The 18,668-nt window shown below is 45.1% G+C and carries 14 protein-coding genes; 8 read left to right on the top strand and 6 right to left on the bottom strand.

Annotated elements, in window-relative coordinates; all coding sequences use genetic code 11:
* Positions 1–61: 61 nt before the first annotated feature.
* The gene (psb35, locus tag S7335_RS10080) at positions 62–244 is read left to right on the top strand and encodes a photosystem II assembly protein Psb35 (protein ID WP_006456722.1); all 183 of its coding nucleotides are present in this window, start codon (positions 62–64) and stop codon (positions 242–244) included.
* A gap of 439 nt (positions 245–683) precedes the next feature.
* Here the strand turns inward: psb35 and S7335_RS10075 are convergent, their stop codons facing one another.
* The 5 genes from S7335_RS10075 to S7335_RS27275 all read right to left on the bottom strand — a co-directional run bounded on the left by S7335_RS10075 (position 684) and on the right by S7335_RS27275 (position 7,464).
* On the bottom strand, positions 684–866 hold the full coding sequence (locus S7335_RS10075; protein ID WP_006456752.1) for a CsbD family protein: 183 nt from the start codon (positions 864–866) through the stop codon (positions 684–686).
* 192 nt (positions 867–1,058) lie between these two features.
* Entirely contained in the window at positions 1,059–2,201 is a 1,143-nt protein-coding gene (locus tag S7335_RS10070; RefSeq protein ID WP_006457432.1) for a hybrid sensor histidine kinase/response regulator, read from the bottom strand.
* Between the two features lie 241 nt (positions 2,202–2,442).
* A complete protein-coding gene (locus S7335_RS10065; RefSeq protein WP_006456017.1) occupies positions 2,443–3,726 on the bottom strand; it encodes a hybrid sensor histidine kinase/response regulator in 1,284 nt (427 codons plus the stop codon).
* A 577-nt stretch (positions 3,727–4,303) separates the two neighbouring features.
* Positions 4,304–4,726 carry a response regulator gene (locus S7335_RS10060; RefSeq protein ID WP_369791680.1) on the bottom strand — a complete coding sequence of 141 codons (423 nt, stop codon included), beginning with the start codon at positions 4,724–4,726 and terminating at the stop codon, positions 4,304–4,306.
* A 158-nt stretch (positions 4,727–4,884) separates the two neighbouring features.
* Complete coding sequence (locus S7335_RS27275) at positions 4,885–7,464, bottom strand: PAS domain S-box protein (RefSeq protein WP_006456204.1); 2,580 nt, start codon at positions 7,462–7,464, stop codon at positions 4,885–4,887.
* A 302-nt stretch (positions 7,465–7,766) separates the two neighbouring features.
* Here S7335_RS27275 and S7335_RS10050 point away from each other — a divergent pair, with 302 nt between their 5' ends.
* From S7335_RS10050 to S7335_RS10020, 7 genes are all read left to right on the top strand, one after another.
* Positions 7,767–8,474 (top strand): response regulator transcription factor, encoded by a 708-nt coding sequence (locus S7335_RS10050; RefSeq protein ID WP_006454915.1) that lies wholly within the window; start codon positions 7,767–7,769, stop codon positions 8,472–8,474.
* A gap of 178 nt (positions 8,475–8,652) precedes the next feature.
* Complete coding sequence (locus S7335_RS10045) at positions 8,653–9,678, top strand: YihY/virulence factor BrkB family protein (RefSeq protein WP_006454661.1); 1,026 nt, start codon at positions 8,653–8,655, stop codon at positions 9,676–9,678.
* A gap of 360 nt (positions 9,679–10,038) precedes the next feature.
* Positions 10,039–13,218 (top strand): hypothetical protein, encoded by a 3,180-nt coding sequence (locus S7335_RS10040; RefSeq protein ID WP_006455830.1) that lies wholly within the window; start codon positions 10,039–10,041, stop codon positions 13,216–13,218.
* 167 nt (positions 13,219–13,385) lie between these two features.
* The gene (locus S7335_RS10035; RefSeq protein WP_038016036.1) at positions 13,386–14,675 is read left to right on the top strand and encodes a cation:proton antiporter; all 1,290 of its coding nucleotides are present in this window, start codon (positions 13,386–13,388) and stop codon (positions 14,673–14,675) included.
* Between the two features lie 47 nt (positions 14,676–14,722).
* Complete coding sequence (locus S7335_RS10030) at positions 14,723–15,898, top strand: DNA topoisomerase IB (protein ID WP_006454279.1); 1,176 nt, start codon at positions 14,723–14,725, stop codon at positions 15,896–15,898.
* A gap of 193 nt (positions 15,899–16,091) precedes the next feature.
* On the top strand, positions 16,092–16,274 hold the full coding sequence (locus S7335_RS10025) for a hypothetical protein (protein ID WP_006454857.1): 183 nt from the start codon (positions 16,092–16,094) through the stop codon (positions 16,272–16,274).
* A 530-nt stretch (positions 16,275–16,804) separates the two neighbouring features.
* The gene (locus S7335_RS10020; RefSeq protein ID WP_006454352.1) at positions 16,805–17,884 is read left to right on the top strand and encodes an AI-2E family transporter; all 1,080 of its coding nucleotides are present in this window, start codon (positions 16,805–16,807) and stop codon (positions 17,882–17,884) included.
* Between the two features lie 282 nt (positions 17,885–18,166).
* Here S7335_RS10020 and S7335_RS10015 read toward each other — a convergent pair whose 3' ends face one another.
* Positions 18,167–18,466, bottom strand: a complete 300-nt coding sequence (locus tag S7335_RS10015) for a hypothetical protein (RefSeq protein ID WP_006456246.1) — start codon at positions 18,464–18,466, stop codon at positions 18,167–18,169.
* Between the last annotated feature and the right edge of the window lie 202 nt (positions 18,467–18,668).

The following is an 18,668-nucleotide window of genomic DNA, read 5'->3' as shown; positions in this document are numbered from 1 at the left end:
CAGAGAATTAAGCAACTATCTGTCTGTAATACTTGGTTGATAAACTATAAGAGGATATTTTATGACTCTGTTACTAGAAACTGTAGTAGAAGAGGCGCCTTATGCATTCTCGCTGACCTCGGTTGGAATCATAGGCTTTATTGCAGCAGTAACCATAGGTTCAATTGCATGGTACAACTCTAAGCGTCCCGTGGGCTGGGAAGACAAAGAGAAACCAGATATCGTGCCTGATGTAAAAAAGTAGGCCACTAGATATTCTTTAATGTCATAGCTAGAGAGTTGGCGAATTACTCATAGCTGAAGAGACCATTAAAGTAAATACTATTATAGAAAAGAGTTGAAGTGACTAGATTATCTTCAGCTCTTTTGTGTTTTATTGGCTTATATTGATAATCTACCGAGGCTCTTGAACAGAACTGTAAAGCAAAAGGAAAGCGCATAAGTCGTTTTTCGCGTACCTTTCTACTTAGTTCAATCTTGGTGACAGCTGCGATAGAGAGTTCACATATGTGGTGACTAACTTAGTTGCTAAGTTAACTGATTTGGTAGTCGCAGCAGTATATACAACGAGGCTAATAATAGCATCAATCATACAAACAAAGACGGACATGGTAAATATCCACCATGTCCGTCAAAGCTGTATAAAAGGAAAGTTAGAGCTAAATTGCTGAGAATGCAACAACTTAATCTATAGCGTCCTTAATGTTGTCTTTGACGTTTTCTTTCGTCTTTGTTGCAGAAGCTTCTGCTTGCTTAGCTTTACCTTTTGCTTGAGCTTCAGAGTTGTCCGTTACATCTCCAGCTGCTTCTTGAGCCTTTCCTTCAATATCTTTAGCAGCTGCTTTTGCCTTATCTTCAATACTCATAATAAAGTATCTCCAGGTAACTTCACTTGTAGCCTTAATTGTAGGATATGTAACCTATTTAGGCCTCTATCTTTCGAATCTGTTCGGAGAGTCAGAAGACATACCTCTTGTGACGACTCGAGCAGCCTGACACCTTAAACGTGAGTATTTTTCCAGTGCAAGAGAGTGCAAGAGTTTGAAGTCAAATCTAGATTATGCACAGCTAGCAGTAGGTAACATGAGAGTAAAAGTGCTGCCTTGACCGACCTCGGATTCTAGTTTGAGAGTCCCTTTGTGCATTTCAGCAATGCGCTTAGATAGGTGGAGACCAAGTCCGCTACCTGATTTCATATGAGTTCCCTGATAAAACCACTCAAAAATTCTCTTCTGAGCTTCTTCTTCAATTCCAGGGCCGGTGTCCTTAATAGCAATTTCGACTGCCTCAGCCGACGGCACGTGTTCAGCCTTCGGATTGATAGAAAGCTGAACAGCTACGTACCCAGAGTCAGTAAACTTTATAGCGTTGCCCAATAGATTAGTCAGTAGCCGCCTAAGCTCGATGCGATCACCTTCAATCCAATAAGAGTCAGAGGCGCTTTCACCTTGGACTTCACCATCGACTGAAAGCGCCTTTATACTCAGATCAATACCCTTTTCGTCAGCAAGCGGTTTCAGCTCTTTTACCACCTCATTAACTAGGGTATAAGCTGAAAAAGCAGAACAAATCAGTTTTTTGTGACCAGCCTCGTGACGATAGACCTGAAGCAGTGTGTTAGTCATCTGCAACAGATTCTCGTTGTTAGTGATAATACTAGAAAGCGCTTCCTTAACCGAGTCGGGCGGAGTTCCAAACGCATCTTCCAAACAAAGGCTAAGCATTCTGTTGGCAGCTACCAGCGGCGTGCGTAGATCATGCGTAAGCCGGGCGACAAAATCATCTCTCTGGCGGATCATCTCGGACTGTTCGTCCAAAGAATGCTTCAAACGGATAAGCGATCGTACCCTAGCCATCAGCTCATCAATATCAAAGGGCTTACGGATAAAATCATCTGCCCCAGAGTCTAATCCTTCGGCCAGGCTAGAATGATCGTGCGCCGTCACTAGCAATATTGGAATGTATGGAAGTGATTTGTTTTCCCTAATTCGACGAGTGACCTCATAGCCATCTATACCTGGCATCATCACATCCAACAAAATTAGATCTGGTGGACTTGCTACGACCTTCTCAATCGCCGTTTTGCCATCTTCTACACAGGTAATGTCGTATTCATTTATATCAGCCAGAATAGATTCCAAGATAAATAGGTTATCTGGAACATCATCGACAGCTAGAATTCTTACCGGTTGAGATAACACAAACTTTAAAGGCTCAAATTATATTAAATAGCATGTCATAATCAGCACACTTTTATTTTTTCTTGATAAGATTCTATCGCCCTCTTGCTGCACCTGTAGTCTAACCAAAGGCGTAACCTACAGATAGCATTGTATGAATTCGTATTTACTACTATCTAAGTTCAGATTTCCTTCGCATTAACTTAGGAAGGTAAAGGCGTTTATCGATTATCAATTACTGTTTAAATAGCTTGATTAGCCTCTATCGGCTGAGCGTATTTAGCGCATTGGCAGAGGCTGTTTCGACGCAAACTTCGTGGGGAATTCTCACCCGAAAAGTAGAGCCCTTATCTACCTGGCTCTCTACTGTGATATCACCACACATCATCTTTACCAGTGAATAGGTGATGGCTAACCCTAGGCCTGTACCTGCGTGATGTCGATTTGTCCTCTGATCACTTTGATGAAACGCTTCAAATATATACGGTTGATCTACATCACTAATTCCACAACCAGTATCAGAAACTGAAAGCAAAATCTCTTCGCTTCCACCGTTCATACAGCTATGTTTTGTTGTCAAAGACTTGATCGATACGGTGATCGACCCATGTTGAGTGAACTTGATAGCATTGGAAAGTAGATTGATTAGGACTTGCCGTACACGAGTGGGATCGTTTGTGATAATTGGATCATTTAGAGTAATGTCTACTTTAAGATCAAGCTGTTTGGGCGTAATCAGCGATTGCAGCTCTTCCACGGTCTCTTCTACCAGTTTGACAAGGTCCATCTTGCATGGCTCAAGCTCAAGTCTACCTGCCTCTATTTTCGAGAGTTCTAAGATATCGCTAATTAGCTCTAGCAAATGCCGGCCGTTAGAAAGAACTCGGCCTAACATATCCCTTTGTGTTTCGTTTATATCTCCTTTTTTGCCGCCTAATAAGATCTGGGAAAAGCCAATAATGGCGTTAAGTGGTGTTCTAAGCTCATGTGACATTGTCGCTAGAAATTCAGACTTCAGACGAGAAACTTCCTGCAGCTGAAGATTCTGACGATAGATCTGCTGTTGCTTTCTTTCTAGCTCTCGGTTTATCCTCTCTAGCTGCCTATTTTTCTCTGATATCCGTTGGTTGGTTTGCTTAACAAGGATTTCAGCCTGATACATCCGTAAAGCACTGAGGACAATGCGAGTAAGCGTTTCCGGAGACAGTTTATTTTTAGGTAGATAGTCCGACGCACCTGCTTTCATCAGTTCTACCGCCGTCTGCTCGCTTCCTTGGCCTGTCAATACAACTAAAGGGGTATCAATTCCCTCTTGCCGGACCTTTCTAACAAAAGCGAGTCCATCTTGTCCAGGCAGATGATAGTCGACAAATATGCAATCATACCTGGAATCAAAGACTGTCTTAAGGGCCTCTTCCACATTGGTAGCCTCTTGAACAACCGTGTTTAAAGAAGTGCCTCTAAGCGATCTATGCAATGCCATCCGGTCGATCGCATCGTCATCTACGACCAGAATGCTTATAGGTTGGGTAGGGCTATCAGACATTGTTTAAGTTATATCTCCCACTCTATTGTTTCTATAATTTGACGTCATAGATTTAATAGAAAAAGTGATTGACGATATAGATCTAACGTAGCTTGGTATAATGCCCGACAGCTAGTGTCAATAGAGTGAAAAAGGTATTTCTCTGGAGTTCATTAACAGGCGATCACTAAATAGTCATAGTCGGTCTAAACAGCCAGCTGTTCAACTAAAAATTTGGATTGGGAGCACTAATCCTTGCGACATAGCGAAAGTAAGCAAGTCATCAGGACTTACTGTCTACTGGATACCTACTTGTCCCAAAGCACTTACAATAAATTCTGACTGGTCAAAACACATGTTAGGTCCGCACTAATCGATAGCTCAGTTTGATAGCTCAGTGTCTGAACAAATTAGGAAAAGAAGCTATTGCTACAAGAGTGCACCAGCTATACAAGGCCTACCACTATTCAAACAGACACTTGCCTAGTAGAAGATACCTTTAAAGGATGTTTGAAGGTTTATTCAAAACGTCTTAGACGAATTTCGCTTCTCTTCAACTATCTATCTAGGTCACTCATTAGGCTACTTAGCCTAACAGTTAGGGTATTTCGCAAAGCGCCCAGTAGCGATTGAGCGTAGTGATCAGCTCGAAGAAACTACCAAATGTAACAGGTTTTAGCAGATAGCCGGCAACGTTGAGATCGTAGGCTTCCATCCTATCTTTCTCCTGATTCGAGGTGGTCAAGACAATGACAGGAGTAGACCGTAGGCTAGGATCTTTCCGGATATTTTGTAGTAGCTCTAAGCCACTCATCTTCGGCATGTTGAGATCTAACAATACTAGGCGTCGAACATTTGGCATGCTGATTTCTCTATGCTCGCCCTTTAGGATAGCAAGCGCATCTACACCGTTGCTAGCAACGTACAGAGGATTTGCAATGTTTGCCTGTTTGAAAGACCGCTGGACGTTCATGACATCTACTCTATCGTCCTCCACGAGTAGAATGTTAGTAGTAGCCATCTCTGGCATCTTAGTCACCTAATGTTCCACACGTAGTATTTCATACAGAGCATGACGATTGTCCGTATCTGAGTATGGATGTTGTTATCTATCATAAGATAGATTCCCCTCTATCTCCCAAAGGCGTTCATGCTCCTAGAACAATCTATTGAATCCGCTTATGCATACCCGCGCCGGGCAAAGTGATCAACGTAGGGCTCTTTGGGCCACGTAAAGATGAACGTAGCACCCTTACCTTCATCTGAATTAATACGAATGCTTCCACCTTCAGCCTTTATGGTTTTTTCGACCAGAGAAAGGCCGATGCCAGTACTTTCTAAATCATCGCGCGATCGCAAGGTCTGAAAGATCGTAAATATCTTGTTATGGTAGGCCGCATCAATGCCCGGTCCGTCATCTGCAACTGAGAACTCATAGCAATCACCCTGATCAGCCACTGAAATCTTCACCCGGCCATCTTGCCTATCATGATGTTTAATCGCATTATTTATCAGGTTAGAAAATACCTGGAATAGTGGAACGCGCTTGGTTTTGAACACCGGCATTGGCGCTTCAACGTCAATGGAGAATTGCTTTGGCGGTGCAATGGAGTCAATCACTTCTGTTAGTAGTAAGGCAACATCAACGATCTCGCTGCTCTGATGGGATCGCCCAATCCGTGAATATTCGAGCAGACCATCAATAAATCCCTCCATCCGGAGCACTCGATTCTTTAAAAGATCGAACTGTTCTTTATTCTCTGCTGGCAACCGATCGCCTAAATCCTCCTCTATCCAGCCAGATAGATTTGCGATCGCCCGTAAGGGCGCTTTGAGATCATGAGAAGTAACGTAGGCAAACTGATCTAGCTCATTATTACGCTGCTCTAGCTGGGACATTGTGTTAGTCAATCTCATATTGACAGTCATCAAATTATTCTTTTGCTGTTTGAGCGCTGTAATTGCCTGCTTTCTTTGAGTGATATCTTGTATAGTCACAATGAGATAGCCTGCCCTTTGATCGGCGCTATCACCTATATTTTCTGTGTTATTGCTTACGTTTGAAGGGTAGAGGTTTGATGCCTGAACACTAGCCTGATGAGAAGCAGATACGGTTACACTGGCCCACAGCACATCACCGGTTCGAGTCAGATATCGCTTTTCGTAGCTAACTTGAGGTAGTTTCTGGCTGATTAGCCTTTCATAAGTCTTTTGACTAACCCCTAAATCTTCTGAATGAGTAATCGTTCTGTAGTTTTTGCCTAGCAGCTCAGATATCGAGTAGCCCAACATATCGCATAGCCGCTGGTTGACCTGTATCCATTCACCCTTTAAAGACACTCTGCCTATGCCTACAGCAGATTGATCAAACAGTATCCTAAGCTGAGCAGCTTGATCCATTCGAACGGCCTCAGCCTCTCTTCGCCCGGTTACATTATCAAAAGATACCCCCACACAATCTTGAGCCAACGGAAACGCTTTGACCGAAAAAATGCTGGGTTTTACCCGATCATCAGTGTAGGAAATGTCCCCTAAATCAACCATCATCTTGGTTCTAACAACCCCAGCATAGGTCGCTAGAATATCTGTATTTGCCAATCCTGGAAAAACATCTAGAATTCGCTGACCAATAATGTCATTGCCTTCCACAGGAATGCCCGTCAGTCGACTAGCGGCCGGGTTAGTTGCCACCAGTGTTAAGCTAGTTGGATCTTCAGCATCTATTAGCCGCCATATATAAAGACCTACCTGCATATTTTCGACGGCCTCAGCATAGAGTTCTGCAGTTGCTTGGGCTAATTCCGCTCTGGCATATCCTTCCCGTTCTATTTTCAGCAGTTCTAAATATTGCTTTTTGGAAGCCTCTAATTCCTGCGTACGACGAGCAACCCGCCCTTCTAGCTCCGCATTTAACTGTTGAACTTGCTTTTGAGCCAGTACCCGTTTGGTGATGTCACGAGCCACTACAATAATTTCGCTCACTGCTTTTGAAGGCGGTCGGTCAGATTGGTGATAGGCTGTCTGGTCGAACGCTGTTTGCTGATGCGTATCGATGGGTACTTCTAGCAGACTGCTAGGGATATTTTTCGTGATCCTATATTCGTCAAAGTCTTCAGTTATGTAGAGCTTCCTTTGGATAGCTTCCATCCATAGGTAGTGTCCTGTGCGATGCCGAGCCCTAAAAACGAGAGAGAATGTCTCAGGCTGCTGATCTATTCGACCGATAGTTTCTCTAACCTGAGCAACATCTTCTGGGTGAATGAAATCATAGCGATTTCTACCAATAAGCTCATTGGGATAGTAGCCCAGCACTTCATAGCAAGCAGGCGAGATATAGAGATAGTCACCCTCGATAGTTTGGCGAGAGATAATATCCGTGGCATGCTCAGCAAGCAGCTTATAGCGTGCCAAGTTGTCCATGCGATTGGTAACATCATGGCCAACGCAGTACATCACGTCATCAGCGATTGAAATAGTCCACTCTATCTGCCGCCATTTGCCATTTTGGCAAAGACAACGACTCGTAAAGCGGACGGTGGCTGCTCGCTTTTCCAATAGCTGGGTAATCTGAGCCTGGCTGTTGGTCTGGTCGAAGGGATGAATAAGGTCTAACAAAGGGCGATCGCGCATCTGATCGGGCCTATAGCCTAGAACTTGCTCGAAGGCGGCATTCACAGATTGAAAGCATCCCTCGAGACTGACAATGCCCATCAAGTCCGATGTCAGTTCAAAGAATTTTGCGAGTTCGACCATTGCCATACAGACCATCAACCCCCTAATGATATAACCGAATATCTCCAAAGGATTTTGAACGGTAATTGCCGATACCTAGATGGGTAACTAAATATATGAAGAACAAAGGTATTACTATGTCTTTAGATGCATCCAATCCCTAACGTAGGTGTTAGCGACTCCCTCTTGCGATAGATGGAGTCTTACGGGCTGATTGCGATGCTAGGACGATATTCATAATGACATCCTCATAAAAGCCGTGCTGACCGCCAGGAAAAATACGAACATATAAGTAAAATACGCGCGAGATTTGAAGGCAAGAAAGGATGATGATAGAAGAGATTAGCGTTGCACTAGTAGAAGACCACGATCTAACGCGAATGGGATTGAGGGCAGCTTTTCGTCAGGCAGGGCTACGGTTTTTAGGCGAAGCGGATAGTGGGAACAAAGGTCTAAGCTTGATCGCTGAGATGAGACCCGATGTTGCCGTTGTAGATGTTGGCTTACCTGATATTGATGGCATCGAGATGATTCAGCGCCTTAAGAAGGAAAATCCTGATGTCACTACGAAAATATTGATGCTAACAATGCACGATAGCGAAAAAGCTGTACTAGCTGCTTTCGCTGCCGGCGCCGACTCCTACTGTACTAAAGAAATTGACACTAGCGATCTGATCTCAGCAATCAAAGAGACACAAGCCGGTAACTCGTGGATCGATCCAACGATTGCGAGTTTAGTACTCTCTCAAGTCAAACCAGCTACAGCGGTGGGAGAAAGCTTCAATACTAAGACAGTAGAAATCCGCGCAGTCGATCCTGAATATGAACAGATTATCGAAGCTTATCCGCTGACTGAGCGCGAGTTGGAGATTCTAGAATGTATTGTCTCTGGCTGTAGTAACGCACAGATTGCTGAGAAGCTGTTTGTCACAGTAGGTACTGTTAAGACTCATGTTCGTAATATTCTCAACAAGTTAGGAGCAAGTGATCGCACTCAGGCTGCTGTTAGAGCGCTGCGTGCTGGGCTAATTAGCTGATAGTTCTAACAACCTAATTCTAATCACCCAATATGGTGTCGTGGTATTGAGTCTAGCTGCGATACCTCACGTAGGAGCTAAATCTGTGGGGATAGCTCTGTCTATAGACAGTAGGAAGATAGAAAATAGATGTGGTTAACTTACGCGAAACGGTAAACAGCTTCGCCTGCAGTAACTTATGAACCCTTCTATTCTTTGGTCTCTTCTAAAGCAAACGGTAGCAGAGTGGCAGCGCGATAAAGTCTCCAGACTAGCAGCAGCGCTAGCTTATTACACGACGTTTGCACTGGCACCAATTCTCATTATTGCCATTGCGATCGCCAGCTTTTTGTTTGAGCAAAGTGCGGTGCAAAGTCGCATTCTAGAACAGATACAGTCACTGCTAGGTGAGAATGCAGCTGGACTAATTGAAGAAATGTTGACTAGCCGCTCGACTAGCGATGGTGGCTTTTGGGCGACCATCATCAGTGTGGGACTACTAATACTTGGCGCGTCTGGTTTGTTTGTTCAGCTACAAGATGCGCTAAACACGGTGTGGAACGTCGTAGCTAGAAAGGATGAAGGGATCTGGGGATTGGTTCGCGATCGCTTACTCTCGTTCGGCATGGTTGTGGCAATTGGCTTCTTATTAATGGTTTCACTGATAGTCAGTGCAGGTCTATCTGCTGTAAGCGGTATGTTCGGCGAACTACTACCGGGCTGGGATTTGGCCTGGCAGATCCTAAATACTGCTTTCTCTTTCGGTGTAATCACACTGTTGTTTGCCATGGTCTACAAAGTGCTACCTGATGTCAGAATTGCTTGGAGTGATGTCTGGACAGGCGCAGCAATTACAGCGTTTCTCTTTACTATTGGCAAAGCGTTGATTGGTCTCTATATAGGCAATAGCAGTGTTGCTTCTGCTTATGGTGCGGCAGGTTCGTTCGTAGTATTGTTGCTCTGGATTTATTACTCATCGCAAATCTTGCTGTTTGGAGCTGAGTTTACTCAAGTCTATGCAAACCGATTCGGCTCTAATATCAGACCTGATAGTCATGCTAAATTTGCGCCTGACGCGACAGCAGAAGAGAAGGGAACCGCTACTGCCGACAAATCGAAGTTACCTCAGAGCAGATCAGAATATAGAGCACTAAGGCGTAGCGTAAAGACTAAACGTGGTGAAAAGTTCAGAGCTTGGAAGAACACAAGCACGAAGCAAAGTTAGGTAGAAACCTCTGGTTTTGATGTCTGTTCCTTCGATGTCTGTTAGAGATATGTTGTATTACTCGCTAGTGTCATTACTTTGCTAGTTTAGATTTAGCAATCGTCAATTAAGACTTTTGGAAACATCTATTGCTACAACTCATCTAACTAGAAATATCTGCCTTATTGATGAGCAAAGCATCGTTTGAGTGGCTCATATTCCCATATTCTATTTCTGTTTCTATACCTAAAGGGTGAACCAGATAGCTTCTATTCATCAACTTATTGTATTGCCTTACTTCTGATGAGAGAGGAAGAGTGTCTACAAAAAGGTGTTAATAGTCTAGATACTTAATTCTTACTGAGAAGCAGAGGAGAAATTATGAGCTTTAGCGGAAGCCTTTTGCTAGCTAAAGATATCTGGACAAGGGATATTTTTCATGTAGCCAATCTTTTAGCCCAAGCGCCTCCCGACACGGTAGCAGTGCCAGTACCCGTAGAGGTTCCCGCCGCACCTGCTGTAATTGCGGGTCCACAATTTTTCATTGCTCTGCTTTCTGGTGTAATTCTAGCTTTCGGCTTTCAGCTGTTGCTGACAAACCTCTCGATGGCCGCAGGCGTTTCTTACGTTGCCCATTCTAGCAACTCTTCTAGCGACTCTAGTGGTTCTAATAGCTCTAGCGGTGGTTCTGGCATCAAAAAGATCGGTATTGCCTTTGGTGCATGGACACTAATTACGGTCTGTATTGCTCTGTTTTTTGCTTGCTTGCTAGCAATCAGTCTGACGGCCTACGCCAATCCACTGTTGGGTGCGATTACAGGTTTGGTAATTTGGGCGACCTACTTTACGCTGCTGCTGTGGTTTAGCTCTACGGCTGTCGGTTCTCTAGTCGGCTCTATGGTCAAGTCTGCAACCAGCGGTTTTAGTACCATCATGGGGACTGCCACAGCGGCGCTTGGGGCAAAATCAGCCAGCAATCAGGTCGTGCAAACAGCTGAAGCAGCAGCGGAGGCAATTCGCCGTGAACTGGCAGCCGGGTTTGATATTTCGGGTATTCAAGATACGCTGCAGGACTATTTATCCACCTTAAAATCGGCTGATGTTGATGTTAATTCGATTGAACAGGAGTTTGAGCGGCTAGTTAAAGAAGCTGGGCTTTCTGAGGTTGATCGCGACGCTCTACCTACGGTGAATAAGAAGACGTTTGTCGATCTGCTAGAAGATCGCACCGACCTTTCAAGAGAGGAGGCTAGACGCACTGCTGATCGTCTTTATCGCATCTGGCAGAAAAATACCGGCAGCAGTGAAGGCTTAAACGATTTGATGCAAGTCGTGGCGACTGCTACAGGTGGACAGCTTGCTGCCAAAGGATTGAGCAAAGAACTCAGTTCGTTAGTAAGCAACTTGCGCGAGCAAAATAAGCAGATCAGTTCTGAAGGAAAAAGTAAAGCAGAAGAAAGCGATTCTTCTGGCAGTTCTTCTACGAATCAGGCAGTGTCTATGGGCATGAGCATGCTGACTAGTGCAATCCTTGGCAAGTCAGATCTTTCCGATATGGATGCTAGCAAGCTCATTAGTGAAGTTAAAGCAGCACGAGATAGAGTTTCTAGCGGTGGTAGCCTTTTGCCTGCACCTGCAAAAGAGGCTTTGCCTTTCTACGACACACTGGTTCAAGCAGACGTCGAGAACTATATTCAGCACGCGTATATCGGTGAGCTGAAGTCAGCTGAACTAGATGAAAATTTCCGTAATGTCATTTACGACCCCGAAGCCGATCCTGCTGAAGTCAGAAAGCAGCTGTCCAACTTTGGGCGCGATCTGTTTACCAAGTGCTTGCAAGAACGCGGTCTGCTGACTCAAGCAGAGATCAAAGATATTGCGACCCGCATGGAGATCATCCGTCAAGCGGTTATCAAAGAGATCATAGCTGCCGAGACCGCCGCTGCTGAAAGAAACGTCAAACAGTATATTGAGACTTTCTTTAAGTACACCCCAGCGGATGAACTGAACTCCGAGATGGGAGATGAGGCTTTTCGCTCTATCATTGAAAGCGAGAATCTAGATGCAGCGCATTTGCGTGAAACCCTCTCTCAATTTAACGCTGAGTATTTCCGTCAGTTCTTAGTCACTAGAGATGACGTGGCTGCCCACGAACTTTCCGAGCACTATGAACAGTTACTAGAAAAAGTGATTGCTGATGCGGAGAGCTTAGACAAAGCCGCTAAGGTTCGACTGCAGCAGCAACAGCAGTCTTTGGAAGACTACTTGCGCAATACTGGCAAAGAAGAGCTTGATCCAGACGGCATCAAACGGGATATTCAGACGTTGCTAAATGAACCCAATGAGGGTTTTCGCCGAGTCCGTGCTCGCATAGGTAGCATGGATAGAAGTACGTTAGCGGCTTTGCTCAAGCAGCGCCCTGAGTTCGCCGAAGACGAAGTTGACAATGTTCTTGATACAGTTGAAGCAGCTTGGCGCTCGGTTGTTGGCGCACCGCAGAAGACAACTGCTGGAACGCAAGCGAAGTACGATGAGGCAAATAGTGCAATTGAGGAGTACTTGCGCAGTACTGGTAAGCCAGAGTTAAGCCCAGATGGCATCAAGCGAGACTTAGAAAAGCTGATGAATCATCCTGAAGCGGGGGCACGGGCTATTCGCTATCGCCTATCTAAAATGGATAGAGATACGCTAGTCCAGCTGTTGAGCCAGCGAGGTGATATGGATGAGCAAGAGGTCAATCAAACTATTGACAGTTTGCTCGATACCATCCAAAGCATCGTCAAAATGCCTCGCAGACTTGCTCGTCGAGCACAAGGTGGCGCTAAATCTAAAGCGCTCTCCTTCCAAGGTGCATTAGAGGACTATTTGAGTAATACCAACAAAGATGAACTCCACCCTGAGGGCATCAAGCGTGACCTCAAGCTTTTGCTAAACGATCCTAAGTTAGGGGCTAGCAAGCTAGGCGATCGCATTGCCCAGATGGATGATTCGACAATGGTGGCACTACTTGCACAGCGCCCTGATATGACCCAGGAAGAGGCTGAAGCTGCCGTGGGTCGTATTGCCGAAGTTCGTCATCAGGTCAAAGGCCAAATTCGCAGCGTCCAAACCGCGATAGAGTCCACAATTGACAGCATCTTTGCTCGCATCCGCATGTTCCTAGACTCGCTCGATCGCCCTGAGCTAGACTACTACAGCATCAAGCGCGACGTGCAAACCATCATGGACGACCCGCAGTCTGGATTTTCTGTAGTGCGCGATCGCCTCTCTCAGTTTGATCGAAATACGCTTGTGGCTCTTGTCAGCGCTAATAACCGGGTCTCTAAGACGGACGCTAATCGTGTAATTGACCAAATCGAATCGGCCAGAGACAGCGTTCTAACAAAAGCTGAAAGGCTCGAACAGCAGTTTGAGAGTCGAATCAACAGCATCAAAGCGCAGACTCAACAGCAGATGGACGATACCAAAGCAGCGGCAGAAGCAGCGGCTTGGTGGCTGTTTGGTACAGCGTTACTATCGGCAATTGTAGCTGCTATCGGTGGGTTCATAGCGGTTGCATAGTCTGGCTAGCTAGTCATCTGCTAGCTCTTTAGGCTCTCTAATTTGACTAGCAGTAGGTCGCATAGCTACCGACTCAACTCAAATTTAGTCGTTCTAGCGTCCGTTTGCTGATGTCTTGGCTGCTCAGCAGACGGACGCTTTCTCTACACCAATCCTTTCCTAGCACCATGGACCCAAAGATAATTCTCTATATCACCTTCGGTCTTTCTCTTTTAGGGCTGACATGGCTACCTAGCTTGAAGGGCGCCCGTTTCATCAATGTGCCACTACTCTATTTTTTATTGGCAGCATTTTTGTTTAGCCAATTAGCAGATCTACCGCTAATTGATCCGCTTGGTAATAAAAATCATTCTGTTGTTACGGAATATATAACTGAGATAATTGTGATCATCTCCCTGGCAGGAGCAGGGCTAGCCATCGACCGAAAGTTTCGAATTTCTACCTGGCAGTCAGCGCTGCGGCTACTATGTATTTCGATGCCGATTTGCATAGCCGGTGCAGCTTTATTTGGCCATTGGATCTTTGGCCTGCCTTTAGCAGACGCTATTTTACTTGGAGCTTGTCTAGCACCGACTGACCCGGTCATGGCCCACAGTGTTCAGGTCGGTCCGCCTAATAAGGGCGGTGAAGACCCAGCTAGATTCAGTTTGACGGCAGAGGCTGGCCTAAATGACGGGCTAGCCTTTCCTTTTGTCTATTTGGCACTTGGCGCAGCAGAACACCAGGGAAAGCTCGGCAGCTGGCTATTGGGCTGGACGGCTTATGATTTTGCCTATCGGGTGGTGATGGGTGTGCTCGTAGGGATAGTTGTGGGATTAGTGCTAGCGCACTATGCCTTTCGAGTTTCGGATGAGACCGTTCGAGAAGAGACTAGGGAAGGGCTGTTTGTCGTCTCTGCGATTTTCCTATCGTATGGAATAGCCGAGGCGGCACATGGATACGGCTTTTTAGCTGTATTTGCAGCGGCGGTTGCCTGCCGCCAAAACGTGGAGAAGTTTCACGATTATCACTCGAAGCCATATCAGTTTGCGACTCAGCTAGAGCGGATCTTCGCAGGACTGTTGTTACTAGCTCTTGGTGGCTTTGCGGCCACAGCAGGGCTAGATCTGCTTACTTGGCAAAACTTTCTATTCGCAGGGTTGTTTATGTTAGTGCTTAGACCTCTATCGGGACAGCTCTCTTTATGGGGCCTACGATTATCTAGTCTAGAAAGGAATGCGATCGCCTTTTTGGGTATCAGAGGTTTTGGTTCTTTTTACTATCTAGCCTACGCGCAGAACAACGGTAGCTTTGAGAACGGTACGCTGCTGTGGAACATCGTGACGCTTACAGTTGTTTTATCTTTCATACTTCATGGGAATGGTGCGGCCATAGCGATGCGAGCGATCGATCAGCGAAGACACCCTAGGAAAAAGCCAAGCAATCTGGCAGGTAAGGATCTGGTAGGCAAAGAATAGAAAAGATGCAGGTGTTCTCTAAGATTTCACAGACCAGGCTATAGTTCATGACGGCTGCTCAACGAGCTTCAGATAAGCTTTCTCCAATTAACCTTTATCAAAATGCGGAAAAGTCTGCGAAGATTGCGGGCCTGCGCTACGTCAGCGATCAGCAGCCAGGTGTCCGCAGACAGCGCTGGGGTAGAGGATTCAGCTACATCGACGTCGATGGCACGCGCATTCAAGAACCCAAAAGGAGGACATATTTTAAGTTGTTAGCCATTCCTCCTAGCTGGAAGGACGTTTGGATCTGCTGTGATCAAAATGGCCATCTGCTTGTAACTGGTCGAGATTTGAAAGGACGCAAACAATATCGCTATCATCCTGAATGGACTGCTCTTAGAGAACAACTCAAGTTTGATCGTCTAATCCCTTTCACAGAGGCGCTACCTACGCTTAGAAAGACAGTTCAAGCCGAAATCGAAAGAGCAGCTAATATTATTCAGAATGCTAGACACAAATCTCGCACCGTAAAATCTACGCTTGATAGATCGACAGTTATTGCAGCTACTATACAGCTATTAGATCGCACGTTCATCCGCATCGGTAATACTCAATACGCTCAGGCCAATCAATCATACGGACTGACGACGCTAGAGAACAAACATGTTGATATCTCAAGCGCTGATATTGAACTACACTACGTTGGTAAAAGCGGAGTTTCAAGAGAAATTCATTTGCAGGATCCGACCCTAGCAAAGCTAGTAAAGCGCTGTGCAGAAATCCCTGGACAGACCTTGTTTCAATACTTTGACGAAGAGGGACAAAAACAGTCTGTAGATTCAGGGGATATCAATGAGTATCTACAAAACACGATGGATGGTCCTTTTAGTGCGAAAGACTTTAGAACATGGGGGGGAACTGTAGCAGCAGCAACATCGCTTCTAGAAAAAGAGAAAGCGAGAGAAGAGCTAGATGAAAACGAAGCAACCCAAACGACGCCAAGTCAAAAGATGTTAACTTCAGACATCGTCGATGCGGTCAAGGTCGCAGCAAGGCAGTTGGGTAATCGACCTGCCACCTGTCGTAAGTACTATATTCACCCAGCTGTCTTCAAAGCCTATGAAGCTGGAAGATTAGGTGAGGCAATCTCTAGTCACCCAATTAAAGAAGCGAACCTAGCTAACTTCCTAGATCTAGAGGAGCAAAACACCCTATCTGTCTTAAGGGCGAATCAACTATAGAAGAATCTATCTTTTGTCATGCTTAATTATGATTCTGACTGCAACTGTTGATGGATGAACGATCAGCTATGAAATTTTAGGATTAATGCTATAGATGCCTGCAACTTCAATGGGCGATTCATCTTAGTAGCTCAAGAACGCTTACTCGAAATTGTAGAAGCAGCTTGTCCAATAGATTATAGAGGATACATTCATGTCTACTTCAGATAAAGGTAAAGATCTCGACACTAGCGATAAGCAAACACCCTTAGAAGGTAAGACCCGTACCACAGGTCAAGGCTCCAATACAGAGACTCGCGATGGCGCAGAGCCAGAAGCTCCTGGTAATGACGGCACTGTTGCCGGTAGCCCTAATCAAGGGACTGAGGCTCGCTAAGAGTTTAGTGATTGCACCTATTTAACCTATTTAGTAGAACTAGGTAGAACTAGTTGGATAGCAAGTGGTTGGCATTTGCTATCCATCTTTGTCTCTTAGGCTATTGAATAGCGCTGATATTGAGCAAGATGCATAGATAAAGTGCGTAAACCAAAGTAAGAATAAATCCTCACTTAGAATGAGTTCGCACTTTGCTAGTCAGATTCGCTTGTGTCCATAGGAAAGCTGCACAGAGATCAATTGTCATGAATTGACATGACTGGCCTCACCAGAGGCAATAGGATTTACTATACCTCCCTTAAGCTCTTGACTGGTACGTTGTTTGGTTCGAGAGCAAAGTAGGTAACAGACTAGGGCATACTAAAAGGGAAGACTACGCTTTTCTGCGCTAGCTGGTAATTCTGGCTTGTTTGAGCGAGGAACTCGCTGTTTGAGAAGGGGTGAAGCAAACTCGTGATTGCTGTAGCTGCTCAGTGTAGTCCCTATCTTATATATCTACATTCTAACCATACAAATTTAGGTATTCACTGGTGAAATTCGGCAGTTTAGTTGGACTTGTCGCCCTGCTTCTGGGCCTTTATTTGCTATGGTCAATTCGCTTTGTTGTACTGTTAGCATTTACAGCTATTACGCTAGCAACGGTGCTCAATAGGGTTGTTAGATCGCTTGTTGGCAAGCGGCTGAAAAGAAACTTTGCAATCGTATTAACCCTAGTTGCTTTAGCTTTCGTTCTAACTGCTATTTTCGCCGTAGTCGCCCCTCCTTTTGTTGATCAAGTTAATCAATGGTTAGATCAAGCCCCTCTCGAAGTGGCTCAAGTAAGTCTCTGGATAAATAGAATTGACGATCGTATTCCGGTTGAACTCTCCGAACAACTTCAAAGGCTTGATACTTTTATTCAAGACATCCCTATGATTGCTAGAAGCGTTTTCAACAACGCTTTCCTTTTCTTTAGAGGGACATTAGCTATTCTGTTCAATGCATTGTTGGTATTAGTAATCACCATCATGTTACTGGTGAATCCAAAGGCTTACCGTAATGTATTTGTCTCAATATTTCCCCAATTCTATCGCTACAGAGTCATCGAGATACTAGACCATTGTGAGCGATCTCTGGTGGGGTGGGGAGCAGGCATACTGTTCAACATAGTGGTGATTACTGTTCTAAGCTTTTCTGGCTTGGCTATTCTCGGTGTACCCTTACCAATTGGCAATGCTTTTCTAGCGGGGTTGCTCACATTCATTCCCAACATAGGGCCGGTCCTTAGTGTAGTTCCACCCGCTGTGCTCGGTTTGCTAGAAGCGCCGTGGAAGGGAGCGGCTGTTGTAGGCCTTTACATACTGATTCAGCAGATTGAGAGTAACCTTTTAACCCCGATGGTGATGAAGCGTCAGGTTTCTTTGCTGCCTGCGATCGCCCTGACCTCCCAGCTAGTCTGCGGAGTTCTCTTTGGCTTTATAGGGTTATTCCTAGCCTTGCCTCTAACGGTCGTTGCCCAAGTATGGCTACAGGAGCTTGTAGTCAAAGATGTCATGAACAATTGGAAGCGAAAAATACCTGTTGGTAGGAGAATTACTACAACACAGAAGCCCTCAATTACCACTGATTAGACGCTAGCTTGCTTTCTTATCGCGCTTCAAATGCTCTAGGTAAAGAATGACTAGAAGCCATGTAGAATCTTTATTTGACGACCAATGATACGCATAGGGTTTCAGTACCTCCAGTGTTTTAATTCCTAAAGTCATTGTAAGGTGATACCAGTTATCAAAAACAAACTAGAACAGACACAAACAATAGCAACTGCAAACTAAATGGACAGTTTCGCACCGGTCAAATGACCATTAGCGCCAGCAGTCGAACTATAGGCATGGGTGTGGTCCACCTACGTTTAGTTAGAGACTCATAAACTCGATACGCGGGATCAGTGGATCGTTGACTACACCGACGCCCTTGTAGCTCCAGCGATCACATATAGATTTAATTTTGGTGCGATCACAGTACTCTACGGAAAATTGAGAGGCATATTCGCCAGCGTGGGCGTTTATGTAGCTGAGTGCATCGAAGTCGGCGATAAACATCAGCAAGAAGGGAGCAGCAGATTGCTCAGGATGAGTCCCTTCGGTTGGAGGTCGAGCTACAAGATACTGACCAGTAGATTTAGAGCGAAGTAGATAGTAAGGCGTATTGATCATCACAGACCATGTTGGCGGCGTAGCTGGTCGTATAACAATATTACTAGCTGCATTGGTTGAAATTGCGAGGCATTTATCTCTATATGTACTCTATGTAAAGGAAAGTCCCTATTTGGTATAGCCATGAACTATGTACCCAACTTTGATCAGGGATATCAATCTAGCTTTTGGGAAACGCTTCGAACGCCCCCGATTAATAACC

The organism is Synechococcus sp. PCC 7335 (assembly GCF_000155595.1).
GTDB lineage: Bacteria > Cyanobacteriota > Cyanobacteriia > Phormidesmidales > Phormidesmidaceae > Phormidesmis.
Note: the sequence above shows the minus strand (reverse complement) of the source record. Positions and strands in the feature narration are given on the sequence as shown.

Excerpts from the sequence above, each read along its gene's own strand:
- psb35 (WP_006456722.1), top strand. The coding sequence starts at position 62 with ATGACTCTGTTACTAGAAACTGTAGTAGAAGAGGCGCCTTATGCATTC.
- S7335_RS10075 (WP_006456752.1), bottom strand. The coding sequence starts at position 866 with ATGAGTATTGAAGATAAGGCAAAAGCAGCTGCTAAAGATATTGAAGGA.
- S7335_RS10065 (WP_006456017.1), bottom strand. The coding sequence starts at position 3,726 with ATGTCTGATAGCCCTACCCAACCTATAAGCATTCTGGTCGTAGATGAC.
- S7335_RS10060 (WP_369791680.1), bottom strand. The coding sequence starts at position 4,726 with ATGGCTACTACTAACATTCTACTCGTGGAGGACGATAGAGTAGATGTC.
- S7335_RS27275 (WP_006456204.1), bottom strand. The coding sequence starts at position 7,464 with ATGGCAATGGTCGAACTCGCAAAATTCTTTGAACTGACATCGGACTTG.
- S7335_RS10050 (WP_006454915.1), top strand. The coding sequence starts at position 7,767 with ATGATAGAAGAGATTAGCGTTGCACTAGTAGAAGACCACGATCTAACG.
- S7335_RS10045 (WP_006454661.1), top strand. The coding sequence starts at position 8,653 with ATGAACCCTTCTATTCTTTGGTCTCTTCTAAAGCAAACGGTAGCAGAG.
- S7335_RS10040 (WP_006455830.1), top strand. The coding sequence starts at position 10,039 with ATGAGCTTTAGCGGAAGCCTTTTGCTAGCTAAAGATATCTGGACAAGG.
- S7335_RS10035 (WP_038016036.1), top strand. The coding sequence starts at position 13,386 with ATGGACCCAAAGATAATTCTCTATATCACCTTCGGTCTTTCTCTTTTA.
- S7335_RS10030 (WP_006454279.1), top strand. The coding sequence starts at position 14,723 with ATGACGGCTGCTCAACGAGCTTCAGATAAGCTTTCTCCAATTAACCTT.
- S7335_RS10025 (WP_006454857.1), top strand. The coding sequence starts at position 16,092 with ATGTCTACTTCAGATAAAGGTAAAGATCTCGACACTAGCGATAAGCAA.
- S7335_RS10015 (WP_006456246.1), bottom strand. The coding sequence starts at position 18,466 with ATGATCAATACGCCTTACTATCTACTTCGCTCTAAATCTACTGGTCAG.